The organism is Candidatus Zymogenaceae bacterium, assembly GCA_016931225.1.
GTDB lineage: Bacteria > Desulfobacterota > Zymogenia > Zymogenales > Zymogenaceae > JAFGFE01.
Window position 1 is genome coordinate 95464 of the sequence record JAFGFE010000008.1, and the last position, 23988, is coordinate 119451.

At 56.8% G+C, this 23988-nt stretch carries 23 protein-coding genes; 8 read left to right on the forward strand and 15 right to left on the reverse strand.

The features are described 5' to 3' along the window. Window positions 1-22: 22 nt before the first annotated feature. Both JW885_03665 and JW885_03670 read left to right on the forward strand, forming a co-directional pair. Window positions 23-898 (forward strand): homocysteine S-methyltransferase family protein, encoded by an 876-nt coding sequence (locus tag JW885_03665; protein MBN1881249.1) that lies wholly within the window; start codon window positions 23-25, stop codon window positions 896-898. Between the two features lie 172 nt (window positions 899-1070). Further along, the gene (locus JW885_03670) at window positions 1071-2570 is read left to right on the forward strand and encodes a phosphoenolpyruvate carboxykinase (ATP) (protein MBN1881250.1); all 1500 of its coding nucleotides are present in this window, start codon (window positions 1071-1073) and stop codon (window positions 2568-2570) included. 62 nt (window positions 2571-2632) lie between these two features. Here JW885_03670 and JW885_03675 read toward each other — a convergent pair whose 3' ends face one another. Further along, window positions 2633-3313, reverse strand: coding sequence for an RNA pseudouridine synthase (locus JW885_03675; GenBank protein MBN1881251.1), 681 nt, complete (start codon window positions 3311-3313; stop codon window positions 2633-2635). 148 nt (window positions 3314-3461) lie between these two features. Between JW885_03675 and rsmG the strand changes: the two genes are divergently transcribed. The 3 genes from rsmG to JW885_03690 all read left to right on the forward strand — a co-directional run bounded on the left by rsmG (window position 3462) and on the right by JW885_03690 (window position 6722). Further along, window positions 3462-4940, forward strand: coding sequence for a 16S rRNA (guanine(527)-N(7))-methyltransferase RsmG (gene rsmG / locus JW885_03680; GenBank protein MBN1881252.1), 1479 nt, complete (start codon window positions 3462-3464; stop codon window positions 4938-4940). A gap of 39 nt (window positions 4941-4979) precedes the next feature. Then, on the forward strand, window positions 4980-5969 hold the full coding sequence (locus JW885_03685; GenBank protein ID MBN1881253.1) for an NAD-dependent epimerase/dehydratase family protein: 990 nt from the start codon (window positions 4980-4982) through the stop codon (window positions 5967-5969). A gap of 183 nt (window positions 5970-6152) precedes the next feature. Beyond that, on the forward strand, window positions 6153-6722 hold the full coding sequence (locus tag JW885_03690; protein MBN1881254.1) for a sulfotransferase domain-containing protein: 570 nt from the start codon (window positions 6153-6155) through the stop codon (window positions 6720-6722). Between the two features lie 78 nt (window positions 6723-6800). Here JW885_03690 and JW885_03695 read toward each other — a convergent pair whose 3' ends face one another. From JW885_03695 to fsa, 11 genes are all read right to left on the reverse strand, one after another. Beyond that, window positions 6801-7196: a PEGA domain-containing protein gene (locus JW885_03695; GenBank protein ID MBN1881255.1), complete on the reverse strand. Its 396-nt coding sequence runs from the start codon at window positions 7194-7196 to the stop codon at window positions 6801-6803. A 362-nt stretch (window positions 7197-7558) separates the two neighbouring features. Then, on the reverse strand, window positions 7559-8209 hold the full coding sequence (locus JW885_03700) for a hypothetical protein (protein MBN1881256.1): 651 nt from the start codon (window positions 8207-8209) through the stop codon (window positions 7559-7561). 61 nt (window positions 8210-8270) lie between these two features. Then, the gene (locus tag JW885_03705; protein ID MBN1881257.1) at window positions 8271-9128 is read right to left on the reverse strand and encodes an ABC transporter permease; all 858 of its coding nucleotides are present in this window, start codon (window positions 9126-9128) and stop codon (window positions 8271-8273) included. Next, window positions 9125-9922 carry a hypothetical protein gene (locus JW885_03710; GenBank protein MBN1881258.1) on the reverse strand — a complete coding sequence of 266 codons (798 nt, stop codon included), beginning with the start codon at window positions 9920-9922 and terminating at the stop codon, window positions 9125-9127. The genes JW885_03705 and JW885_03710 overlap by 4 nt, the downstream gene beginning before the upstream one ends. Window positions 9923-10040: 118 nt before the next feature. Further along, window positions 10041-11027, reverse strand: a complete 987-nt coding sequence (locus JW885_03715) for a hypothetical protein (GenBank protein ID MBN1881259.1) — start codon at window positions 11025-11027, stop codon at window positions 10041-10043. A gap of 295 nt (window positions 11028-11322) precedes the next feature. Further along, the gene (locus tag JW885_03720) at window positions 11323-12048 is read right to left on the reverse strand and encodes a hypothetical protein (GenBank protein ID MBN1881260.1); all 726 of its coding nucleotides are present in this window, start codon (window positions 12046-12048) and stop codon (window positions 11323-11325) included. A gap of 108 nt (window positions 12049-12156) precedes the next feature. Beyond that, a complete protein-coding gene (locus tag JW885_03725) occupies window positions 12157-13074 on the reverse strand; it encodes a hypothetical protein (protein MBN1881261.1) in 918 nt (305 codons plus the stop codon). Between the two features lie 111 nt (window positions 13075-13185). After that, entirely contained in the window at window positions 13186-13911 is a 726-nt protein-coding gene (locus JW885_03730; protein ID MBN1881262.1) for a hypothetical protein, read from the reverse strand. A 4-nt stretch (window positions 13912-13915) separates the two neighbouring features. Then, window positions 13916-14896: an ABC transporter permease gene (locus JW885_03735; protein MBN1881263.1), complete on the reverse strand. Its 981-nt coding sequence runs from the start codon at window positions 14894-14896 to the stop codon at window positions 13916-13918. A 24-nt stretch (window positions 14897-14920) separates the two neighbouring features. Next, entirely contained in the window at window positions 14921-16552 is a 1632-nt protein-coding gene (locus JW885_03740; GenBank protein ID MBN1881264.1) for a peptide-binding protein, read from the reverse strand. A 44-nt stretch (window positions 16553-16596) separates the two neighbouring features. Next, window positions 16597-17241 (reverse strand): fructose-6-phosphate aldolase, encoded by a 645-nt coding sequence (gene fsa / locus JW885_03745; protein MBN1881265.1) that lies wholly within the window; start codon window positions 17239-17241, stop codon window positions 16597-16599. A gap of 238 nt (window positions 17242-17479) precedes the next feature. Here fsa and hpt point away from each other — a divergent pair, with 238 nt between their 5' ends. Together hpt and JW885_03755 are read left to right on the forward strand one after the other, a co-directional pair. Then, window positions 17480-18010 carry a hypoxanthine phosphoribosyltransferase gene (gene hpt, locus JW885_03750; GenBank protein MBN1881266.1) on the forward strand — a complete coding sequence of 177 codons (531 nt, stop codon included), beginning with the start codon at window positions 17480-17482 and terminating at the stop codon, window positions 18008-18010. A 94-nt stretch (window positions 18011-18104) separates the two neighbouring features. Next, window positions 18105-18656 (forward strand): zinc ribbon domain-containing protein, encoded by a 552-nt coding sequence (locus JW885_03755; GenBank protein ID MBN1881267.1) that lies wholly within the window; start codon window positions 18105-18107, stop codon window positions 18654-18656. A 238-nt stretch (window positions 18657-18894) separates the two neighbouring features. Here the strand turns inward: JW885_03755 and JW885_03760 are convergent, their stop codons facing one another. From JW885_03760 to JW885_03770, 3 genes are all read right to left on the reverse strand, one after another. Continuing rightward, window positions 18895-19563 carry an anaerobic ribonucleoside-triphosphate reductase activating protein gene (locus tag JW885_03760; protein ID MBN1881268.1) on the reverse strand — a complete coding sequence of 223 codons (669 nt, stop codon included), beginning with the start codon at window positions 19561-19563 and terminating at the stop codon, window positions 18895-18897. Next, entirely contained in the window at window positions 19560-21716 is a 2157-nt protein-coding gene (locus JW885_03765; protein ID MBN1881269.1) for a ribonucleoside triphosphate reductase, read from the reverse strand. The genes JW885_03760 and JW885_03765 overlap by 4 nt, the downstream gene beginning before the upstream one ends. 459 nt (window positions 21717-22175) lie before the next feature. Then, window positions 22176-23246 (reverse strand): sensor domain-containing diguanylate cyclase, encoded by a 1071-nt coding sequence (locus tag JW885_03770; protein ID MBN1881270.1) that lies wholly within the window; start codon window positions 23244-23246, stop codon window positions 22176-22178. A 189-nt stretch (window positions 23247-23435) separates the two neighbouring features. On the opposite strand from JW885_03770, the gene JW885_03775 reads away from it, so the two are divergent. Further along, a partial coding sequence (locus JW885_03775; protein MBN1881271.1) for a zinc-ribbon domain-containing protein occupies window positions 23436-23988 on the forward strand: 553 nt, incomplete at its 3' end.

A 23988-nucleotide genomic window follows, 5' to 3' on the forward strand; every position in this document is an offset into this window, starting at 1 on the left:
AAATACAGCACCGGAGGATGTGATGACCGATATATTGAAACGATTGGAAAAGGAAATCCTGTTGCTTGACGGCCCCATCGGGACCGAGCTGATGGCCCGGGGCATTGCCGCGGGTGAGGTGTCCGAGCTGTGGGTGCTGGAAAAGCCCGACGTGATAGCGGAGGTTCATAAGAGTTATTTCGACGCCGGGGCCGACATCGTGCTGACGAATACCTTCGGGGGTACGGAATTGAAGCTTGCCGCCTTCGGCCTTGGCGAGCGCATGGAGGAGATAAACCGGAAGGCGGCGGAAATCGTCCGGTCCCAGTGCCCCGAGGGGAAGTACGTTGGGGGTGATATCGGCCCGACCGGAAAGCTGGTGAAACCCTACGGCGATGCGGAGCCGGACGATCTGAAACGCGTGTTCGCCGAGCAGGCGAAAGCCCTGGCTGAGGGGGGTGTGGATTTCTTCATCATCGAGACCATGATGGATCTCACCGAGGCCCTGGCGGCCGTCGCCGGGGCGAAGGAGACGGGACTGCCGGTTTTCGCGTCGCTGACGTATAACAAGAAAAAGCGGGGTTATTTCACAGAAATGGGAAATAAGCCTACGGACGCGGCCCGGGCCCTGGTGGAGGCGGGGGCCAGTGGTGTGGGGGCGAACTGCACCCTCAGGATCGGCGACATGGTGGATCTTGTCGGGGAGATCAGGGGTGCCGTGAACGTGCCGGTCTTCGTGGAGCCCAACGCCGGAAGCCCCGAGCTGGTTGACGGCAAGGCGAAGTACGTCGACGGGCCGGAGGAATTCGCCGCGGTGGTGCCGGATCTGGTGAGGGCCGGGGCGAATATCGTCGGCGGATGCTGCGGCACGACCCCTCAGACAATCGCCGCCGCACGAAGGGTGCTCGATTCGATGTGACCGGTGCCGTCCGTGATCGATCATCACGTGAAGGGCGGCGTGACGGGTGGACGCCGCATGATCGAGGCGACACGTCCCTAATATGAACCAGTGTGAGACGGACGCGGATCGTCGTCGTATATACCGACCGCAATCATACAATACAGAGAAATAAAAGGAGGGTATCTGTTTTATGACCGACAAGAACATCTTCCTGCGGGAGCTGGATCCTGAACACATCATCGTCAATCCCCCGGCGGACGAGCTGAGGAAGCTCTCCGAAAAGGACGAGCGCACGTCGAAATACAAGAGCGCGGCCTACATCACCGTGGTCCGAAGTCGAAGCGCCAAGTTTACGGAGGTCGTTTTCGGCGACCCGACGCCGGAGCAGGCGGCGATCATCACGGACGTCCAGGAATACCTGAAGTGGAAAACCCTCATCCGGATCGACCGGCAGATGTGCCTCAATCCCGAGCACGCGCTGCACTGCCGGCTCTACATCACCCCGGAATACGCCCGGATAGCCTACATGTGGAACGAGACGCTCTTTCCGCCAAAAAATCCCGACGGAAAGCCCGACATGGTCTCCGTATACGTCCCCGAGTGGCGGGAGCGGAAGGTCCTCATCCAGCCGGACCTGGGCGTCACCTACGTTTTGGGCTCCGATTACCTGGGGGAGAACAAAAAGGCGCATCTCAGGATGGGGATGTACATGGCGAAAAAACGGGGCAACCTGGGACTGCACGCCGGAAGCAAGCTGATCAGGGTGAAAAACAGCAAGGGCGAGCTCGTGGAAAAGGGCGCGATCCTCTTCGGCCTGTCGGGCACCGGAAAGACGTCTCTGTCCTGTCACAATCACGGGCTGTCCGGAGAAGAGGGCATCGTCATACGCCAGGACGACGTCATCTTCATGCGCCCGGATATGTATTGCTACGGCACCGAGAACAACTACTACATCAAGACCGAGGGGCTGGAGCCCAAGGGACAGCCGCTGCTGTATGCAGCCGCCACAAACAAACGGGCGATTTTGGAGAACATCTGGGTGGAGCGAAACGGCGATGTGGACTTCTTCGACGAGACCATCACCTCCAACGGGCGGTGCGTGGTCTATCGGGAGGACATCGACTACACCGACGACGATATCGATCTCCCCAGGGCGGACATCATCATATTCATCACCCGCAGAAACGACGTGGTGCCGCCGGTGGCGCGCCTGACTCCGGAGCAGGGAGCCGCCTTCTTTATGCTGGGGGAATCCATCGAGACCTCGGCGGGCGACCCCACCCAGGCGGGCAAGTCGAAGCGGGTGGTGGGGACCAATCCCTTCATCGTGGGCGATGAGGCCGAGGAGGGGAACCTCTTCATGAAGTTCCTCAGGGACAATCCGGACTGCGAGTGTTTCCTGATGAATACCGGCCGCGTGGGCGGTCCGGAGGGTGAGGACATCACCATCCACGATTCCACCGCCATCATGAAGGAGATCGCCCGGGGCGAGATCACCTGGGAGACCGATCCGGACTGGGGATATGAGGTGGCCGTGGAGGTTCCGGGGATAGACATCTCCCGGCTCGACCCGAGGAAGTACTACGACGAGCGGGAATACATGCGGCTCACCGAGGTGCTCAGGAAGGAGCGGGAGGCGTGGCTGTTCAAGTTCGAGAACCTCGACCCCGACATCCTCAAGGCCATATAGCTCGTATAGCTGAAAACATAAATACGCATCATCAGGGGCGTCCGGCATCGGGCGTCCCTGTTTCATTTAGAGTGAAAGAGACTCCAGGGAAAGACGTCCGGCGGCAGGCTCGAAAGCTCCACAGGATCGCCGGAAACGGGATGGGGAATGACGAGCCTGTGGGCATAGAGGGCGACCACTCCGCCGGGGGTGATCCTCTTCCCCCCGTATTTCACGTCCCCGATGACGGGAGAGCCGATTTGGGCGAGCTGCACCCGGATCTGGTGGCGGCGACCGGTGAGGAGCTCGATGGAGACGAGGCTCTTCTCATCGACCGTCTCAAGGGTGCGATACCGAAGCCGCGCCTCCTTCCCATCGGGGTCGTCTTGCGTTGTGACGATCGTCTTCGTGCCGGATTTTTTTAAGAAATCGAGAAGCTCGCCGGCCTCCGGGTCGGGCCGCCCGGACACCGCCGCCAGATAGTGTTTTTCCACCTCCCGGCCGCGAAACGCCGCGGACAGCCTCCGGGCGGCCTTGGAGGTCCGGGCGAAGACCACCACCCCCCCCACCGGCCGATCGAGCCGGTGCACCAGCCCCAGGTAGACGTTCCCCGGTTTTTGATACTTCTTCTTGATATATGCCTTCGCCGCGTCCAGCAGAGACACGTCCCCGGTCCGATCCCCCTGGGAGAGCATCCCCGGGGGTTTCACCACACAGAGGAGGTGGTTGTCCTCGTAGAGTATTTCCAGCGTACCTGTCGGCATGTCAGGGGAGCGGGACATCTTTTACGTGCGCGTCCTTCACGAATGACGGAAACTGTGCTATAAGACTATATGAATATAACACATCGGGGCGGGCGCGGATGAAAAAACCGACGTTCATTTCGACATACAAAAACAGAACCAACCAGAGATGACGACACAGACCACAGACACACAGAAGGCGATGCGAAAGCTCTTCGAACAGGCGGGATTACCGGTGTCCGACCGGGACCTGGAGCGCTTCGCAATCTTCTACCGGGAGCTGGAGGCCCAGAGCAAGGCCCTGGACCTGACGCGGCTTGAGGGGCTTGAGGACATCGTCGTCAAGCATTTTATCGATTCACTCCTCCCCGGGGAGCTGACCGAGCTTCCCTCGCCGCTCCTCGATATCGGCTCCGGGGCGGGCTTTCCCGGCATTCCCCTGGCGATCCGGCATCCGGAGGTGGAGCTGGTCCTGGCCGAAAGCCGGAAGAGACGGGTCTCGTTTCTGCTTTCCATGATCGACCGGCTGGAGTTGAAAAACGTCCGGATCTATCCCCACAAGGTGCACCGGGATTTTCCCCTGGAGGTGAACGGCGTCATCACACGGGCCCTGGAGAGCGCGGCCGAAACCCTGGCCCGGTCGGCCTCCTTCCTGCCGGTGGGAGGACGGGTCATCCTGATGAAGGGGCCCGCCGGGACAGAAGAGATAGACGAGGCCCTCTCGAAAATGGGGTGGTTTTTTAAAATGACCGATGATATCCCCTATACCATCGAGGGGACCGACTACCGGCGGCGGCTGATCGTGTTTTCTCGGAGCGATGAGGAGTATGTCGAGACCGACGGCGGGAAGAGGGCGCGCGGGTCAGAAAAGGTGGTCGATATTCAGAGCCGTGCCAACGATCGCTACAAGATGTTTCTGAAGCTTTTGGACGGGCGCGGGGTGAAGAAGGAGGGGATGACGATCCTCTCCGGCAGAAAGGCCGTGGAGGAGGCGGCGGTCGAGTTTCCGGACCTCCTGTGCGGATGGATATGCCGGGGGGACCAGGAGCCGCCGCAGTGCGAAGCGGCGGAGCTTCCCCGCTATCGTCTTTCCGGCGCGCTCTTTCGGGAGATAGACGTGCACGGGACCGGCGCCCCTCTGGCGCTGATGACGGTGCCGGATATTCCGGTATGGGCCGACGAGCCGAAGGAGACCTGGCCCGTCGGCCTGACGCTCTTTATTCCCTTCCAGGACCCGGCGAACGTAGGCGCGGTGATCAGGTCTGCGGCCGCCTTCGGTGCGGTCCGGGTGGTGCTCCTTTCCGGCAGCGCCAATCCCTACCACCACAAGAGCGTTCGGGCGGCGGGGACGGCGCTCTTTCGGGTGCCGATCTTCAGGGGGCCGGAGCTTGAGGAGCTGGAGGTGACCGGCGCGCCTCTCTATTCCCTCTCTCCCGAGGGTGAGGGGCTGGAGCGGGCGGTGCTCCCCCGCACCATGGGCCTTCTTGCGGGGCGGGAGGGACCGGGGCTGCCCAGGCGCTTCCGAGAAAAGCGGGCCCTTGCCATCCCGATGGCGGCGGGGGTGGAGTCCCTCAACGCCGCCGCCGCCGTGACGGTGGCGCTGTTCGAGTGGTACCGGCGGCACCTGGCGAAAGAGGGCGCGCGCTGATGATGTTTTTTCCGTGATTCCTGCAAAAAGGAGCGGTTTATGAAGGTGCTGATTACCGGGGCGGGGGGATTCATCGGCTCTCATCTGGTGAGGGCGCTAGCCGATGACGGGTGGGAGATGCGGGGGCTGTTTCTGCCAAATGAAGATGCGTCGGCGGCACGAGAGCATCGGGTGGAGGTGTTTTGGGGGGACCTGACGGACCCGGCCACCCTCACCGGCGTCGCTGACGGATGTGATGTGGTCTTTCACCTGGCGACGCGGGTGCTGGATTACGGCTCGCATCGGCTCTTTCGAAGGATCATGGTGGACGGCACGAAACACCTCCTGGAGGCGTCGGCGCACAACGCGCCCCGCTTCGTGTATGTTTCCTCCATCGCCGCCCACGGCTTGGATCGAAACATCCCCGGCGCCGAGGAAGACGCACCGCGTGTCCCCTGCGGCGTGCCCTACAGCGACACGAAGATGGAGGCCGAGGACCTGGTCCGGGAATTCTGCGATGGGAGGGGGATGTCCTGGGTCATCGTAAGGCCGGCCAACGTCATCGGCCCGGGGAGCGTCTGGGTCAAGGACGTGCTGGACGCCTTTTTCCGGGGGCCGTTGCCGGTGATCGACAACGGCGTCCACCCCGGCGCCTTCGTGTACGTCACGAACCTGGCGGACGGGATGGTGCTGGCGGCGAGGCATGAGGCGGCGCACGGGAGGATATATCAGTTTCGGGACGATTACGACATCACCTGGGGGGAATACACCGCCCACCTGGGGAATCTCATCGGTAAGCGTCCGAAGGGGAATATCCCCTTTCGCCTCGCCTGGGGGCTGGGCCGGGTATGTGAGGCGATTTTCTCTCCCCTGGGCGTCCGCCCGCCCATGTCCCGGCTGGCGGCGGGGGTGATGGGGAGAAACCTGGATGTGAGCAACGACCGGGCCAGACGGGAGCTGGGCTGGGAAAGCCGGGTGGGGCTGGATGAGGCACTGGAGCATATCGACGGGTGGGTGAGGGACGTATACCTGCCCGAGAGAACCGGGTGACGGGGGGAGAGGAATCGTACCCTCATCCGGATGGTAAGATACCGCCCGCAGCCCGACGACGGGTATTCGCCGCCCTTCCGGGACTACGACACGGGATTTCCCACAAAAGGCGTGAAGGTGAAGTTCGCCGGGGACGAATGAAAAAAACGCCATGATGGAAACACACAGCGGAAGACGGGACACATGATGGAGCCGATTATTGTGGTATCGGGGCTGCCCCGCTCGGGGACGTCTTTGATGATGCGGATGCTGAAGGCCGGAGGGGTGGAGATTGTGACCGACGACATCCGCCGGGCCAATATCGACAACCCCAAGGGATACTTCGAGTACGAGCGGGTCAAGACGCTGCCCACGGACAACTCGTGGGTGAAGGAGCTTTCGGGTCGGGCGGTCAAGGTGATATCGTTTCTGCTCCGGCACCTGCCGGAGGGGTTGGAATATCGGGTCATCTTCATGCGGCGAAACCTGGAAGAGGTGCTGATGTCCCAGAACACCATGCTGGTTCACCGGGGAAAGGAGCCGGGGGACGACGACGGGGAGATGATGAGCGAATTTGCGGAGCACCTGGAGAAGACCTTCTCCCTGATTGAATCGCGGCCGGAGATGAAGGTGCTCTACGTGGACTATTCAAGCGCCATAGAGGACCCGGAAGGATGCGTCATACAGGTGAGTGAGTTCCTCGGCCGGGAGATGGACGAGGCGGCCTGCAGAAAAGCGGTGGACCCGGAGCTGTACCGGAATCGGGTGGAGTAATATTGAAGGAGGTTATTGGTTATATAGATTAAGTATTTATTTTCTTGTTTTCCATAATGATTTTACTAAACCAACAAACTAATTATTATCGATGTTAATGATGGTCGTTCCGGGCGTTGAGGGGATGGTGTCGTTCGATTGATAATCCGGGTCCGGCTCAAGCTGAAAATGTATCGCCTTAGGCATGCAATCACATGCGTCTTCTAAACCTTCCTCTGTGAATATCTTTTGCGAGGTCAGGTACCCGCGCTTTTCCGCCTTGATCAAATAGACGGAACCGGGACCGAATTCATCGCGAATGACGGCCTTTGAGATCGGTGTTTGCCCTAAATACGCGTCGTTTGCGGAGATGTTCGCGCCGGGAGGATCTGACGTGATTACGATTTTTGCTGGAGTACAGGGCGTGCAGGCGTAACAATATATTAAAGAAATGAATACAATAACAAGTAATGTAAGTTTTATATAAATCTTCATGTGACCCTTTTCTCAAAAACGGTGGAACAGCTTAATTGGACTTTGTGTAACACTTTATAAAAAACCTGTCAAGAAAAATATGTTTTTGTTCTGTATATTGCCAATAAGTATTATTATTAAGAATATTAAAAATAAAATGTTAAAAAACCGGCTTTTTGAAGCCGTCGCTGGTTCTATAGATATCGATTTGAATCTGCCGCTCAGTGGGATTGTATATCAGATTCCGCAACTGATGCATGCCGCTGAAGCAACTCACTCTGTCTTTTCGAAAGGACAGATTACTACGTTTTTAACATGCCGATTATATCGAGAGGTTTTTTCACCGTATATATTCAAATTACGCTGTGGATGTGGGGGATATACTACCCCCGCCCCACCTTCTCATACGCCTCGACCGGGCAGCCGAAGTGTTCGAACTTCTTCCGGTTGGTCTCCATCCGCTCCTGGGTGGAGTAGGAAAGCCTGAGGCCCGAATCCAACAGCTCGCTTATCCCCTGCTCGCTGCGGTGGAGTTTCATCGCCAAAAGTTTAATCAGGTGTTCGTTCTTTTCGAGGTCCTCGTGCCGGTGAATCTTGAGGATGTAGGTGATCGGAAACGAGTGGCCGCAGAAGCGGCAGACCCGAGCGTCCTTGAAGACGTACTTGTGACATGCGGGGCACTCCTTCTTGGTGGGCTCCTCCACGGCCATCTCGTCGTCGGCCTCTTCGGGAAACGCCGGGGGCCGGTCATGGGAGTGCGTTGGGTGCGGGGGGTGGGGTGTGTGGGTGTGGGGAGGGGTCTCATCGCGTCGGTGTGGGGATGCTTCACCCCGGCGGGCGATGGTGTGTCCGTCCATGACCAGCATCAGGCCCACAAATATGAAAAACAGCCCCAGCAGGGAAAGGGCGACCGATACGCCGTCAACGAGGCCGCCTACGACCCATCCCCTGAGATTGGCGATCAGAAAGAAGACAATCCCGACCCCCCCGGCGAGAAGTCCGGAGGTGAATCGCTTCATGGCGGTGGTTTTCATAGAACACACCCTTCAGGTTGTCGGTTTCGGGTTCGTGCGGCAATGCCGTGTGGGATCGTTTCTAGCCCATCCCCTCCCGGAGGCGCGGGTCCATGGCGTCCCGGATGCCCTCACCCAAGAGGTTATAGCCCAGCACCGTCAGCAGGATGGCGAGCCCCGGATAGAGCGAAAGCCACCATGCCACCGCGATGGTGTCCTGCCCGTCGGTGAGGATGTTTCCCCAGCTCGGGGTGGGGGGCTGAACGCCGATGCCCAGAAACGAAAGGGCGCTTTCGGTCAGGATGGCCCCGGCCACGCCCAGGGTGGCCGCCACGAGGATCGGTCCCAGGGCGTTGGGAAGCACGTGGCCGAAGATGATGCGGAAGTCACCGGCGCCCTGGGCACGGGCCGCTAGGACGAAATCCCGCTTTGTCAGCGTCAGAAACTCCGCCCGCACGAGCCGCGCCACGCCCATCCAGCCGGTCAGGCCGATGACGACCATGATGTTCCAGATGCTCGGCTCCAGGATGGCGATGACCGCAAGAATCAGGAAAAACGCGGGGAAACAGAGCATCACGTCCACGAAGCGCATGATCACCGCGTCCAGGACGCCGCCGTAATAACCCGCCAGTGCCCCCAGGAACGCGCCGATGACGATGGAGATCCCCACGGCCACGAATCCGACCTTGAGGGATATGCGGGAGCCGTAGATCATTCGGGACAGGACGTCCCTCCCCAGCTTGTCGGTTCCGAACAAATGGTCCGGTCCGGGCGCCTTCAGGAGCTCATCCCTGTTGATTTCGGAAGGATTGTGGGGGGAGATCATCGGGGCGAGGATCGAGACGGCGAAAAAAAACAGCACGATCACCAGACCGCTGATGGCCAGCCTGTTTTTCATGAACCTGCGAACGAAGTCGGAGTCGCGAAGCCGTGGCGTCATGAACCACCTTCCTCGAGGTCGCTCTTCAGATCGTCGACTGAGATATAATTGTGCGAGATAAATTGCTTGAACAGGCGGGTGAAGGCGCCCATCAGGCGGGTGTTCTTTTGAACCTGCTCCGGCGGAACGCCGAACACATTGTCCAGCTCCGTCAGCACCGCTTCCATAACCTCTTCGTCCTTGATGGGCAGATAGAGTTCCTCGTGGGAGGCGCCGCTGTATTCTTCGATGACCTCCTCAAGGAGCGTCAGCTCGTCGGCCAATGCATCAAAATTAACATCGTTGAAGTTGTCGACCTCTTCGGACTCACTCAACAGCGCGGTTGTGTCCTCCAGCATGGTTCGATAGTATTTCTCCATCTCCTCTTCCGAGAACGCCTGGGCGCTTTTTTCCATGTCGCTGAGAGAGACCGGCAGTATCGTTTTTTTCTTGGTGTCGCCCGACAGGGCGCGGCTTCCCAGAAAGCCGATATCGACGCCGTAATATTTTTTTATGCTGGAGACGATCTGGCTCTCCTTCGCCAGGAATGTCTGCACCGCGAGCCCGGAAAATGTGGTGATCGCCTGCCTGGCGACAAGGTCCATGGGGTCGGATGACGCAACCATCAGATAGGTCTCGTTGCTGATGGTGTGGGTCATGAACGGGATGGTACGGTGTTGACGGGCCAGCTCGGGGTTGATGAGGTTGATGATTGCATCGGGGATCTGCATGTCTTTCAGATCCACCGACGGAAGGCCGAAATGCCTTCTGAGCGTGGTGAGGAGGCGATCTTCCGTGATCAGATTGAGGCTCAAGAGAGAGTCCCCCAGGCGGCCGCCGAACTGGTTGAGCCGAACCAGCGCCTTCAGAAGTTGAATACGGGTAATGGCCTGCTCACTCAGGAGCAGATCCCCCAGCCTGATCGCCTTTTTACTAATGGGTGCTCTCCTCTCTTATTTCACCCGCGGCAAGATTCTGTATCTCTTCGGTGGTGAGATAGCCCTTCTTCACCAGGAGGATGATCAGGTTTTTCAGGATACGTCGATTCTTCATGATGGCCGTGTGCATGATGGCGTCGACTTCTTCCAGCTCCTCGATGAGATCGCCCAGGACCCGACGCTCTTCAACGGCGGTTTCATACTCCACCTCGACTTCTTCGAGGGAAAGTACCGGTTCGTCGTCCAGTTCCACATGTGGATACTGGACGATATCCCTGAGGAAAAAGGACTCCGGGGTTTCCTCATCCTGCGGCTCCGCGTCTACATGCAGATGGGCCTCTTCGGACGCGATCGCCTCTTCCCTGCTGGGTGTGGGCGGAGCGGGGTAATCGGGAGTGTCGTTGGAAGTCGGATTTTCATCAACAGTCTCGACGGCGGCGGCATCGGGGTGCTCATCGGTGGGTTCCCCCGGGACGATGTCGACCTCGTCAAGGACATCATCCTCCGTACCTTCTTTGGCGGCGTGATCTTCGGTTTTTTTCGGTGCAATCCCCAAGTAATAGGTGCTGAGGGCGTTTGCGATTTCGCTCTCCTTGGAGAGGATCGGCTGAATGCGATATCCGCTGGCGAACTCGATATCCTCGACAGCGTTGAGGTCCATCGGGTTTGACATGACCACGAAAAGCGTTTTTTCCTTGATACGGAACGGGACAACCCGATGTTTTAACGCGGTCTCCTTTGGTACCAGATTGATGATGTCCTGTCTAATCCGAATCCGCTTCAGGTCCACTACGGGGATGCCGAAATGATATCTCAGGGCTCCCATGAGCTGATCTTCGGAGATGATATCGAGAGCAACCAGCGCATCTCCAACCCTGCCGCCGTTTTTGGTAATATAGGACAGCGCCTGGGAGAGATCGTCTTCCGTGATGACCTTCTTTTCAACCAGCAGTTCTCCAAACCGTTTCTTTTTCGTGGCCATCAAACAAATACCTTTCGAATTCTTTCAAACGACTGGACGTGTTGCTACGCGCCTGATGCACTTCTTTACGGAGAAACGATATCTCCGTGTAAACGGGTGCAACCAAGGAATACGACCGCTATTTTAACGCAAAATGGTATATTACTTCAAGTATGGATATAGCATATTTAAATTTTTTTATGGGAAACCGCCCGTTTTTTGGGAAATCGGATTGTTTATATGAATATATGGGATACTATCGGCAACCTCATACTGTTCAATGAACGCTCATCTGAAAAAGCATGAAAACATGTGTTTACAGATACTGGGAAAGAATCTCTTCCAGCTCATCTTCGGTTACCAGCCCTTTTTTCACCAGGAGGTCCATCAGATCGAAAAGCATTCTCATCTCTTCTGATTGTTCCGTTATTTTAAAAGCCTCGGGGCGTTTATCCCATCCATATGTCTGCAACGACGGAATGGAGTTGATTTTCTCCTGCCAGTTTGTATCGGATTCTCCCGGTGCACTCTGTGGGTTCTGTACGATATCCTGTTTCTCCGAAGAGGGTTTGTTATTCTCCGGGATGTTTGTATCCTCTTCGTAATATCTCCGAATCAGCGCGTGTATCTGGCTGTCTTTTGCCAGCACCGGCGAAACCTTCATCCCGGTTGCAAACCCTATTTCCTCTATGGCGTTAATATCCATTGGATTGGACATCGCGAGAAGGAGGGTATTCTTGCCCAAGGAGTCTTTCTGGATTTGAACCGGAACCGCGGTGTGTTTTCTGACCAGTTTGGGCGGTATGGTGTTGAGAGTGTCCTCCGGGATATCGCGGTTTTCCAGTTCCATCGTCGGCACCTTCAGGTGCTGTTTGAGCGCTTCCAGAAGCCTATCCTCAGAAATAATATTTAAAGAAATCAGTGCATTTCCAAGCTTGCCGCCCCGTGTTTCCTGGTGGTTGAGCGCCTGCGTCAGTTCATCCTGCGTGATAATATTGTTCTTAACAAGGAACTCTCCGAGCCGCATTTTGGTCTGTGTCATCGAGCCGTCCTTTCTGATGGCAGGGGCGTCGCATTGAGTATTACATACATGATAAAGTGCATAATATACTATTCCATCCGTATGTATGCCGCATGGGATCTGGGGAGATCACGATTTGTCTTGAAACCATTTTTCTATATCATTCAGTGAGGCTTTTTTCTGTCGCACAAGCTGTGTAATGATGATTTTCACCAGGAGCTTTTTTGACGCCGGAGAGAGCGATGCATACAGTCGTTCGAGGTCGGAAACCCGAGCCGATCCCGACTTCCCACGCCTGTCGGAGGATGCCGGGGTGGTGTGAACGTTTTCACGCATCGCAGATGGCGCCGCGGATGGTTCCCCCTCCGGCTCAAACTCCACTCGATCGTTACGGCTGACGGTGTCTGCGTCGAGGGCGGGATCCGGCGTCTCAAATGTGGGAATATTGGATGTATCGGTATCGGCTTTGTCTTCTTCGGTGACTTCCCGAGAGGAGCGCTCCTCGTAAATGGAAAATTGCTTTCCTCCCGTAATAATGATCATGTCGTCCTGATTTTCGGACACACCACCCCTCTCCATATTCGTGTAGGTGTGTCCCGTTTCAATGCCGTAGTATCTATTCAGTGCGCGCATGAGGTCCCGTTCCTTGGCGAGGACCGGCTGAACAAACGTACCGGCTGCAAATTCCACCTCGTTGATGGCTTCGATATCCATCGGGTTTGACATGACAACCAAGAGCGTTTTCTTTCCGAAGCTGGTGATTATTTTCACCGGGAGCAGGGAATGCCGTTCTGCAAGCTTCTTCGGCACCAGCTTGAGCACGTTCGAATCGATAACTATGGTCTCGAGGTCCAAGATCGGGATTTCCAGGTGGTATTTGAGAGCGGAGAGGAGCTTCTCTTCGGTTATCAGGTTGTGCATAACCAGAATCCAACCCAGCCTCCCCCCATGTTTCTTCTGGTATTCGAGGGCGTCGGTCAGATTCTGCCTGGTGATGAGGTTTCTGCTGATGAGGAATTCGCCCAGGCGCATTTTCGGTCTGGCCATAACTGAGTCCTTTTGTCGTTATATCCGGACGGTGTTTCGGCTGCACACGGCGGCTTCCGGGTCCGCCCGGATCGAGCCGGAGGCCTCTCGATATCCTCTCCGGCCCGTATATCACTCCGAGTTTTTTATATACTGTATGATGCGCAGTATATCATTGATCGAAATAAGTTGTCTGTCCAACAGGTGTTTGATGAAATCCGGGAAGGCGTCATCCCTTTGCAGGAGCATGTTCAGTCGCTCTGCGGGTGTCTTTTCCACATCGGGCGCGCCGGCCTCGGTTTGGGATTTTGGGGGTGTCCTGCCGGATATGACCTTTTCGGAACCGCCCATGATGATGACCATGTCATCGTCGTCCTTGCTATCCAGGGATATTTCATCGCCCGATCGGTTGGATTCGTAAAAACGGGTGAGGGCGTGCGAGATATCCGTGTCCAGCGCCAGGACCGGTTTGACCGTACAGCCGCTGACAAATTCAATATCGTCGATGAGGTCCGTGTCCATCGGATTGGACATGGCAACAAGGAGTTCGTGGCCGTCTTTGTGACTGACCACGGACAGCGGAATCGCCTGGGACCGTTTTGCCAGATCATAGGGAACGAGGTTGAGCACCTGCTGGGGGATGTCCTTCTTTTTTTTAAGGTTTATCATGGGGCAGCCCAGGTGCACCCTGAGGGCCGACAGTATTTTGTTTTCGCTGACGACGCCCATGCCCACCAGAATCCGACCCAGTCGCTCGCCGGTCTGAAACTGCTTGTTGAGTGCCTCATCAAGTTGTTGTTCGGTAATGAGGCCGTGCTTGATGAGGAACTCTCCTAGACGTAGCCGTTGTTGTCCCATAGCACTATCCCCTCCGGATTCGCGGATCGACCAACGCGTACGATACGTCCGCGATGAGGTTGCCGGCGAGCGTCAGCACGGCCCCGATGACCAGAATCCCCATGACCACGGGATAATCCCTGGAGAGGACGCTGGCGTAAAAGAGTCTTCCCATGCCGTAAATTGAAAAAATGCTCTCGAAAATGACACTCCCGCCGATGAGGCCCGGCACGGAAAGTCCCAGAATGGTAATGACCGGCATCAACGCGTTTCTCATGGCGTGCTTGTATATCACCGTTCGTTCCGGGAGCCCTTTTGCCCGGGCGGTGGTTATATAGTCCTGGCGGATGACCTCCAACATGTTGCTGCGCATGTATCGTGAGAGCCCCGCCAGTCCGCCGAAGGCGGACAGGGTCACGGGCATCAGAAGATGTCTGAAAATGTCCCATGCCTTTTCAACGGGGCCGAAGGTCTCGTAAATAAACGAGATGGATCTGACCCCGGAAATGGGGAGCCACCCCAACTTTATGCCGAACAACATCTTGAGCAACAGCGCCAGCCAGAACGTGGGCACGGCGAACCCGATAAAGACAAAGACCGTGGACGTTTTATCAAAGACGCTGTTTTGGTGCGTCGCGGAGTAGATACCGATGGGGATGGCCACGACCATGATGAGGAGAATCGAGAGGACGTTTATCGTGATGGTGATGGGTATGGTCTCGGCGATTTTTTCGATAACCGGCCTATTGTCCGGGGCAAACGAATTGCCGAAGTCCAGCACGACGATGCGCGTGACCCAGTTGAGGTATTGAACATGCAGCGGGTCGTTGAGGCCGTATATCTCCTTCAGGCGCTCCTTGGCCTCCGGGGCGGCGTCGGGATTCATGCCGGCGGCGATATCCGTCGGCTCGCCGGGGGCCAGGTGGATGACAAGAAAGGAGATGACGGTGATCCCGAACAGGATCGGAATCATCATCACCAGTCTTTTTGCGATATATCGCAGCATTACGCCGTCCTCACCCGGGGCCCGCTACGGGAGATGGGTGTATTTCTGCATGCCCTCGGGCACGTACCACTCGATAAAATTGTAGGAGATACCCGCAGGCGCGGGTTCGATACCGTGAAACCGGGCATGCACCACCGGCAGAGCGTATGGAACATAGAGAAACACATACGGTGCCTCGTCGGCGAGAATCTCCTGGATGCGATCGTAGTAGACCTTCCGCTCGTCCTGATCAAAGATTTTCCGTCCGTCCTCAAGGAGCTTGTCCACCTCGCTGTTTTTGTAGTTGATATGGTTCAATTCTCCGGGCCCCGTCCGGGAGGAATGCCAGACGTTATACAGGTCCGGGTCCTGGAGGATGTTCCACCCCAGGATGACCGCCTCGAAGTTTCTCGGCTCCACGAATTCGGACAGGAAAGCGGCCCATTCGATGATGCGTATTTTCACCTCGATGCCCACATCAGCAAGCCTTCCCTGGATGATCTCCGCTGTCTTGGCGCGGAGGTCATTTCCCTGGTTTGTAATGATGGTAAAGGTGAAGGGGACGCCGTCCTTATCGATGATGCCGTCTCCGTCGGTATCGGTCCAGCCCGCCTCGGAAAGGAGCTCTTTCGCCCTTTCCGGGTCGTAATCGTAACGCTCGACGTTCGGATTATACACCCAGGTGCCCGGCTTGTAGGGACTGATGGCGATTTCTCCCAGCCCCAACAGCACCACGTCGATGATCTCCTGCTTGTCGATGGCGTACGAGATGGCCTTTCTCACCCGGACATCGGAGAATTTCTTGTCGTCCATGTTGAAGCCCAGGTACGCATAGCCGTCGGCGAGGTACTCGTATTTGTTGAAGTTTTTTTTGAATGAGGCGTCGTCGGTCTGGTGTTTGTATTGAATGGGCGAAAGCCCCATCCAATCCACGCCGCCGGCCTTCAGCTCGAGGAACATCGTGGCGGTGTCCGGGATGATTCGGTAGATGATGCGGTCGATGTAGGGTCGGCCCAAAAAGTACTCATGAAACGAATTCAGGATGATGCTCTCCCCGGTTTTCCACTCGCCGAAGGTATAGGGCCCCGTGCCCACGGGATGTCGCGCGAGGTCGGATTCGGTGATCGGAACCCCCTCCAACAGGTGTTTGGGCAGTATCTGTAAAGCCCCCCAGCTGATGAGGGCCGGTGCCAAAGGCTCGTCATAGGTGACGATAAAGGTATACGGGTCCGGCGCCTTCGCCTCTGTCACCAAGAGGTATTTCTGGGCGTAGGCGGTGGGGGTGTTTTCATCGATAATCAGTTCATAGGTGAACATGACATCTTCGCTGGTGAACGGCTCGCCGTCATGCCAGACGACATCGTCCCTGAGATGAAAGGTAATCGTCAGGTTGTCCTCGGATATCTCCCAGGATTCTGCCAGGGAGCCGATGATGTTGAAGTCCTTGTCGTACTCCACCAGACCGTTATAGATATAGGCCGCCACTTCGAAGGAGACGCTGTCGGACGCGAGCATGGGGATGAGGTTTGAGGCGTCGCCTATGGAGCCGATGATGATGGAGTCGCCGTAGGCGGGACCGGTATCGGACCCAAGGGAATAGTCGATTGAGTCTGTGCCGCACGAGGCACACCAGAGTAATATACTGATCAGCAGGATACTGACTCCATGCTTTTTCATGTCGGCTCCTTTTCTTCACGCCCGGGACGGGGGCATATGCTTTTTTACTGAGGCACTTTTTTCCAGTCCGCCAGGAATCGTTCCAAACCCTGGTCCGTAAGCGGATGTCTGGTCAACTGGGTGATGACTTTGAAGGGAACGGTGGCCACGTGGGCGCCGGTGAGGGCGGCGTCCAGGAGGTGTATCGGATTTCGGATCGATGCCACCAGCACCTGTGTTTCGAAATCGTAGTTTGCATAGATTGTGACGATCTGGTCGACAAGCTCCATGCCGACATGGGCGATGTCGTCGAGCCGCCCCACGAAGGGGCTTACGTATGTCGCCCCGGCCTTCGCCGCAAGGAGGGCCTGGAGGGGGGAGAAGATCAGGGTCACGTTGGTCTTTATGCCCTGATCCGAAAGCGACCGAACCGCCTTGAGACCCTCGGGGATAAGAGGTATCTTGATGACGATATTATCGGCGATGGAGGAGAGCTCTTTCGCCTCAGCGATCATGCCCTGGCTGTCTGTGCTGATGACCTCGGCGCTGACCGGCCCAGAGACGATTGCTACGATATCAGAGAGGACGTCGAAAAACTTCCGTCCCGTCTTTGCCACCAGTGAGGGATTGGTCGTCACTCCGTCGATAACGCCCATTTCCTGGGCTTCTCTGATCTCTTCAATGTCCGCGGTGTCGATAAAAAGCTGCATGAGGGTCTCCGAAATTTCCCTTATAAATCAATAATTTTACCCCTATATTAGTTTACGGTCAAGATATTTTATATGTCAATATATATCTACAAGGCAATTAGACAGTAACAATGCGGGAAGCGGGCGTCTTTTTTTGCGGACGGGTCTCGTGTTCGTCGGAGGGTGGCGTGCGTCGCTCTCTTGACAATCGTGACACTCTCCTTTAGACTGAATCATCCATACCATCATGGGGTGCCCTATGTACGAAAGAAAAGAGATGGTGTTCTCCGCAGACAGCATTTCAGATGCGGTGAATCGCCTCGCCCGGCGGATCAACGACGACTATCGGGATAAGAAGCTGTTGGTCGTGGGAGTGCTGAAAGGCTGTTTCATCTTCATGGCGGACCTGGTCAGGAAACTGAACATGGACGTGGAGCTGGACTTCGTGGTGCTCAGGTCCTACGGGGCGTCCTCCACCAGCAGTGGAGAGGTGGAGGTCATCAAGGACCTGGAGGACCCCATTGACGGCCGTCATGTCCTGATCGTGGAGGATATCGTCGATACCGGCATTACGCTGAGGTACTTTCGGGATCAGTTGCGCCTCAGGGGGCCCGCATCGGTGAAGATCTGTGCGCTGATCGACAAGAAGGCGCGACGGGAGGTGGACATCGACGTCGACTATGTGGGGCTTGAGATGCAGGAGGGGTTCGTGGTGGGCTACGGCCTGGACTGCAATGAATACGGCAGGCATTTCCCGGACGTGTGGATTATCGAGGAGAAGGGCGAATAATATCGCCCCGTCGGTCGTCGGGAGGAGATGAGAGTGGATTGGACGGGTTGAGAGGGTTCGAGGGAAAATGCGGCATGACAAGAAGGGATGAGGCATGATGAGAAGGAATGAGAGGGGCCTTTTTTGTCCGTCGTGTGGGGCGGCACTGCGGCGGGGCGAGCGGTTCTGTCCCCGATGTGGTCATGAATACACCTCGGAGCATGCCACGGGCGGCGTTCCCGCGAAGGCGTACCGGGGTTTTCAGTGGCGCACCGAGGCGGAGATTCTGGGCTGGCCCGTCGTCCATGTGGCCTTCGGACGGGATGCGGCGACCGGGAAGGTGCTGGTCGCCCGGGGTCTCATCGCCGTGGGCCAGTTCGGGGTGGGGCTTGTGACCGTCGCCCAGGTGGGCGTGGGAGTTCTCTTCGCTTTCGGCCAGTGCGTGGCGGGGATCGTGTGCGTGGGTCAGCTCGCCCTGGGGGCGCTCTTCGGCCTGGGGCAGTTCGCCACAGGGCAGACGGCCATAGGCCAGTTCGCCTTCGGGGAATACATCCTGGCCCAGATCGGGTGGGGGAAGTATATGTGGACACAAAAGGTGAAGGACCCCGAGGCGATCGCCTATTTCACCGCCCTGTGGCGGGGGGTGAAAGCGTTCTTCGGCGCCTGAGAGGCGTCTTCTCTCCCTCCCCCCCCCTTCCTTCCTTATCCCCCCCTTCACTCCCTCTCACCCGACACATCGCTATGAGCGATCGCGGGTGGGCCGTTTCTGAGCGGCGTCAAGAGATCCCGCAGGGGGAAAACTCGGTTTGTCTCCCGCAGATGTTCCGCGTCCCCCGGGTGACAAAAAGGACGGCCGGGACGTTGATGGGATGGAAATTCCCGAGACGGCTCGTGAAAAGGTCGTCTTACGGAACCATGACGGCGGGTGTATGGCTCACCGAGGGCGCTTGGTATGTTCCCGAGACGCACACCTCGGGCTCCAGGGCATTCTCCGTCCGGCAGGGCTGAGTGAGGTGGGGGGATCCCTCCGGGATGAGGGCTTGAATCGCGGCAACGTCGCAATTTGTCAACAGACCCGGCGGGACGGTGGTGCGAAAGAGGTGGGGGACGCCCGATGACGCGATGAGGGAGATGCTCTCCATCACGGCAATAGTATCGACGGGCGCGCCCGCCAGGATCGGGTACAATTCACGGGGAGCCTTCACATCCATGGCGATGAAATCGACGAGGCCCCCGACGATTACCCTCTCGACCATCTCCGGTCTGCTGCCGTTGGTATCCAGCTTGACGGCGTATCCCATCTTTCGAATCGATGCAAGAAACTGTGGGAGGTCCGGCTGGATCGTCGGCTCCCCGCCGCTGACGACCACCCCGGCAAGCTTTCCCCTTCTCGACTCGAGAAACGTAAGCACCCTTTCAGCGGACAGGTCATTGTCGGACGCGGGTCCCACGGAAAGGATCCGCCCGTTGTGGCAGTAGGGGCAGCGGAAGTTGCACCCCTTTGTGAACACCACCGCGGCGGGTGTTCCCGGAAAGTCGGTGAGGCTGAACCGCTCGATGCCGCCGATTCTCATGAGGCACCTCCCGGCGTCTCGATGCGATACCGGCTCCGCAGGGAGAACTCCGCCTGCTTCCCCTCGTTCCACTGGTTGATGGGCCGAAGATATCCCACCACCCGGGAGTATATTTCCGCCTCCCTGCCGCAGTGGGGGCAGGTCGGATGCTCGCCGGTCAGGTATCCGTGGTCCGGGCACACCGAGAAGGTGGGTGAGATGGTAAAATACGGGAGGTGATAGGTGGAGCAGACACTCTTGACGAACGCCTTGACCGCCTCCGGGTCCGGCGCCGCCTCCCCAAGAAAAATGTGCTGGACGGTGCCGCCGGTGTAGAGGGTCTGAAGGTGATCCTGGAGGTCAAGGACCTCGAAGACGTCGGTGGAGTAATCGACCGGCAACTGGCTGGAGTTGGTATAGAAGGCGTCGTTGATGTCCGTGCTTCCGTCGGTATTGGCGGTGACGATGTCACCGTAGCGTTTTCTGTCCAGCCGGGCAAGGCGGTGGGAAGTCCCCTCGCCCGGGGTAGCCTCCAGATTGTAGAGGTTTCCGGTCTCGGTCTGAAACCGCGTCAGCACCTGCCGCATGTGATCGAGCACCCTCTCGGCGAACGCGGCTCCGTTTTCGGTGCCGATGTCCTCCCCCAGAAGGTTCATACACGCCTCGTTCAGACCAACCAGCCCCACGGTGGAAAAATGATTATTCCAGTATCGGCCGAATCGTTTCTTCACATCCCTGAGATAGAATTTCGAGTAGGGGTAGAAATCCCTGTCCATCAGCGTTTCCAAGGCCTTACGCTTGGTCTCGAGGCTCGTGCGGGCGATCTCCATCAGGGAATCGAGGCGCTCAATGAAGTCCCCTTCGTCTTGTGCCAGGTAGCCGATGCGGGGCATGTTTATGGTCACTACGCCGATGGAGCCGGTGAGGGGATTGGAGCCGAAAAGGCCGCCGCCCCGCTTTTCCAGCGTACGCAGGTCCAGGCGCAGCCGACAGCACATCGAGCGGGCGTCGTCCGGAGACATGTCCGAATTGACGAAATTGGCGAAGTAGGGGATGCCGTATCGGGCGGTCACCTCCCAGAGATTCCGGATAACCGGATTGTCCCAATCGAAGTCCTCCGTGATGTTGTAGGTCGGAATGGGAAAGGTGAAGACCCTCCCCTTGGCGTCGCCTTCCGAGAGCACCTCCAGGAACGCCCGGTTGAAGATGTCCATTTCGGTCTGGAAGTCGCGGTAGACCTCGCTCTTCACTTCTCCGCCGATGACCACGGCCTCATCCGCCAGGGTGGAGGGAGGGGTCAAATCCAGGGTGACGTTGGTGAACGGGGTTTGGAATCCGACCCTTGTCGCCACGTTGACGTTGAAAACAAATTCCTGGAGGGCCTGTTTGACCTCCACGTATTCCATGCCGTCGTACCGGATGAACGGGGCCAGAAGGGTGTCGAAATTTGAAAAGGCCTGGGCGCCCGCGGCCTCGCCCTGGAGGGTGTAGAAGAAATTGACAATCTGACCCAGGGCCGACCGGAAATGACGGGCCGGTCGGCTTTCCGCCTTGCCCGGCGCCCCGCAGAACCCGGTGATCAGAAGATCTCTAAGATCCCACCCCACACAGTACACCGAGAGCTGGCCCAGGTCGTGTATATGGAGATCACCCGAGGAATGGGCCTCCCGGACGTCGGGGGTGTAAATCTTGTTGAGCCAGTAGACCCGGGAAATTTCGCTGGAGATATAGTTGTTCAGGCCCTGCAGGGAATAGGCCATGTTGCTGTTTTCCTTTACCTTCCAGTCCAGGCGCTCCAGATAACGATCGATGAGGTCGACGTCGGCCCGGGTCGCCATTTCCCTGATGCGGCTGTGCTGATCCCGGTAGAGAATATACGCCTTGGCGGTGCGCTTGAAAGTGGAGGCGAGCAACACCTCTTCCACCAGGTCCTGGATTTCCTCAACCGCAGGAGTGCCGGATATCATCGTTTGGGCCAGTCCCAGGACCTTTATGGTCAGCGTTCGGGCCGTCTCGGCCTCGTATTCTCCCGTGGCCCGTCCGGCCTTGAGAATGGCCGATGTGATTTTTCCCGCCTCGAAGGGAACCAGCCGACCGTCCCGCTTGGAAATATGCGTGAAGGGCGCGGGAATGTCAGACGAGTTATTCTGTTGAAGATTGGTGACTGATCCCATGATCTCCTCCGAAAGGTATCGACAAGAAGAACGCAACGGCTGAAAGTAGACTGGCTTGTAAACCGCATAAGTCGGGAAGGGTCTTTTCGGATGATAATCCCTGGTGTGTGATACGGTCTGTTCCGTCAGAATACGAAAGGGATGAAAGCGGTTATCTACACCATAAATGCGTTGTGTGAAAGACCCCCCAAAGCGGCGAATTCAGCCGGCACCTGTATATTGGGCCTGGCTGTAACAGTTATACAATATATAGATATAAAAACGATTTGTCAAATGAAAAATACAAAACAACACGTTTTTTAATTCAATTCGGGGCTGTGCACGTATGAGGCTGAAAGTCCCGGTGTGTGAGCGGACGAAGGGACTGGGTGGTGCGGCGTTGTACTTTCGCTATCGATTTTTACAGTGTGCGGGAGGGGAGGCGGGGTCCGTGTTCCGATCGGGCGGGAAAAGGGGGGGCTAATAATCGCTCACCCAGGTGGTTTTCGCAAGGGAAATGCCGTCTCGAAAGGAGTTTTTTACCTGGTACATGGCCTTGTCCGCCTCTCCGATAAGCTCCTGGAAATTAGAGGCGTCTTCGGGAATGGAGGCGACGCCGAAGCTTGCCGTGAGCTTGATGTTCAGCGAGTCGTTTTTGAGGAAATAGGCCTTCTTTATCTTGTTTCTGATGAGCTTGGCGAACTCGTATGCTTCAGACTTGTCGGCCTGAGGAAGGAGGATGACGAATTCGTCTCCCCCGTACCGGATCCCGATATCGCCCTCCCGGAGGAGCCCGTTGAGCAATTCGCCGAATTCCTTGATGGTCTTGCTGCCGATAAGGTGGCCGTATTTGTCGTTGATATTTTTGAAGTAATCAAGATCGATGAATATCATCGAAACGAGGGAGAGATTCTTTATTTCGTCATGTCCCTCTCCATTGAGGAGCTGGTGGATGAACCGGGAGTTGTAAAGGCCGGTCAGCTCGTCGGTCAGGATAAGCTTCCTGGCGATATTGTAGTAGCGGGCATTGTCGAGAGCGATGGCGATGTAATCGGCCAGTATCGACAATATCCTCATGTCGTCCTCGCCGAAAGCGTTGTTGTTGTCGTCATCGTAGTTTATCAGTTCAATGACGCCCAGGATTTTACCCTTGCTGATGACGGGGACACAGACGATCGCCTTTGTTTCGAAATCAGAGACCTCGTCCACTTTCGGTGTGAACCGTGCATCGGCCGAAACATCGGGGACGATAAGTGGTTCGGCGTTTTTGGCGACCCATCCGGCGATTCCCTCTCCCATCTTGAGTCTGATATCCTTGATCTTGTCGGACCGTTCGCCCACGACGATTTCAAAATAGAGCTCGTTGGTCTCCTCGTCCACGAGGAGGAGAGACCAATTTTCTGGGTTCAGCAAAACCTTGACTTGCTGCATTATGATGGAGAGAATTTCCTTGATGTCCAGACTTGAGGTGAGGGCACGGCCGATTTCGTTAATCGTCGAGAGTTCCTCGCTTCTTTGCTGGATTTCCCCCAAAAAACCCTTTTCTTTCATGCTGAATCAATTCGATGTCTGAAAATATGCATACTCAATTAAAAGTATACATAAAGGTGGGTAAAATCTCAAGTATAATAGGAGCGGATTTCTTGGTTTTTCCCTTGTAAAATACCATGCGGATGATATAATAAAAAAACACGGCGCATAACTTTTTACTCGTTTATTTTATGTCATTACCCTAATGCCATGATTGTTTCCTGCAGCAGTTGCGGTACGAAGTTTAACCTGCCGGATGAAAAAATAAAACCGGAAGGTGTGAAGATCCGCTGCACGAAATGCTCGACTATTTTCAGCGTCCCTGGACCGGAATCGGCGCCCGCGGTTGATCAGGCTCCTCCTCAGCAGCCGGTCGACACCGGCGGACAGGATGAATTTGCCGGCGGCGAAGATATGGGGATGGATGTGGGGGGTGGTTCCGATTTTGACATGGACGATGACGTCACGGCGGGTGGCGAGGGGATGGACGACACCGCCGGTTTCGACGAAGGCCTGGATGACGGGATGGACGATGATTTTGGAGACGGTATAACGGATGACTCCGACGCCGGTTTCGGCGATGATCTGATGAATGATATCGACGCCGATATTGATTTCGGCTTGGATGACGGCGGCGCCGGTGTTCCCGGAGAAGGATCCGGCGGTTTGGATGACGACGGTCTGGCGATTGATGATGATTTGGGCATGGACGACGTCGGCGGGGGAGACAGCCTCCTCGATGATGATTTGGGCATGGACGACG

Coding starts and splice junctions, on each gene's coding strand:
- JW885_03665 (MBN1881249.1), top strand. CDS start 23: ATGACCGATATATTGAAACGATTGGAAAAGGAAATCCTGTTGCTTGAC.
- JW885_03670 (MBN1881250.1), top strand. CDS start 1,071: ATGACCGACAAGAACATCTTCCTGCGGGAGCTGGATCCTGAACACATC.
- JW885_03675 (MBN1881251.1), bottom strand. CDS start 3,313: ATGCCGACAGGTACGCTGGAAATACTCTACGAGGACAACCACCTCCTC.
- rsmG (MBN1881252.1), top strand. CDS start 3,462: ATGACGACACAGACCACAGACACACAGAAGGCGATGCGAAAGCTCTTC.
- JW885_03685 (MBN1881253.1), top strand. CDS start 4,980: ATGAAGGTGCTGATTACCGGGGCGGGGGGATTCATCGGCTCTCATCTG.
- JW885_03690 (MBN1881254.1), top strand. CDS start 6,153: ATGATGGAGCCGATTATTGTGGTATCGGGGCTGCCCCGCTCGGGGACG.
- JW885_03695 (MBN1881255.1), bottom strand. CDS start 7,196: ATGAAGATTTATATAAAACTTACATTACTTGTTATTGTATTCATTTCT.
- JW885_03700 (MBN1881256.1), bottom strand. CDS start 8,209: ATGAAAACCACCGCCATGAAGCGATTCACCTCCGGACTTCTCGCCGGG.
- JW885_03705 (MBN1881257.1), bottom strand. CDS start 9,128: ATGACGCCACGGCTTCGCGACTCCGACTTCGTTCGCAGGTTCATGAAA.
- JW885_03715 (MBN1881259.1), bottom strand. CDS start 11,027: ATGGCCACGAAAAAGAAACGGTTTGGAGAACTGCTGGTTGAAAAGAAG.
- JW885_03720 (MBN1881260.1), bottom strand. CDS start 12,048: ATGACACAGACCAAAATGCGGCTCGGAGAGTTCCTTGTTAAGAACAAT.
- JW885_03725 (MBN1881261.1), bottom strand. CDS start 13,074: ATGGCCAGACCGAAAATGCGCCTGGGCGAATTCCTCATCAGCAGAAAC.
- JW885_03730 (MBN1881262.1), bottom strand. CDS start 13,911: ATGGGACAACAACGGCTACGTCTAGGAGAGTTCCTCATCAAGCACGGC.
- JW885_03735 (MBN1881263.1), bottom strand. CDS start 14,896: ATGCTGCGATATATCGCAAAAAGACTGGTGATGATGATTCCGATCCTG.
- JW885_03740 (MBN1881264.1), bottom strand. CDS start 16,552: ATGAAAAAGCATGGAGTCAGTATCCTGCTGATCAGTATATTACTCTGG.
- fsa (MBN1881265.1), bottom strand. CDS start 17,241: ATGCAGCTTTTTATCGACACCGCGGACATTGAAGAGATCAGAGAAGCC.
- hpt (MBN1881266.1), top strand. CDS start 17,480: ATGTACGAAAGAAAAGAGATGGTGTTCTCCGCAGACAGCATTTCAGAT.
- JW885_03755 (MBN1881267.1), top strand. CDS start 18,105: ATGATGAGAAGGAATGAGAGGGGCCTTTTTTGTCCGTCGTGTGGGGCG.
- JW885_03760 (MBN1881268.1), bottom strand. CDS start 19,563: ATGAGAATCGGCGGCATCGAGCGGTTCAGCCTCACCGACTTTCCGGGA.
- JW885_03765 (MBN1881269.1), bottom strand. CDS start 21,716: ATGGGATCAGTCACCAATCTTCAACAGAATAACTCGTCTGACATTCCC.
- JW885_03770 (MBN1881270.1), bottom strand. CDS start 23,246: ATGAAAGAAAAGGGTTTTTTGGGGGAAATCCAGCAAAGAAGCGAGGAA.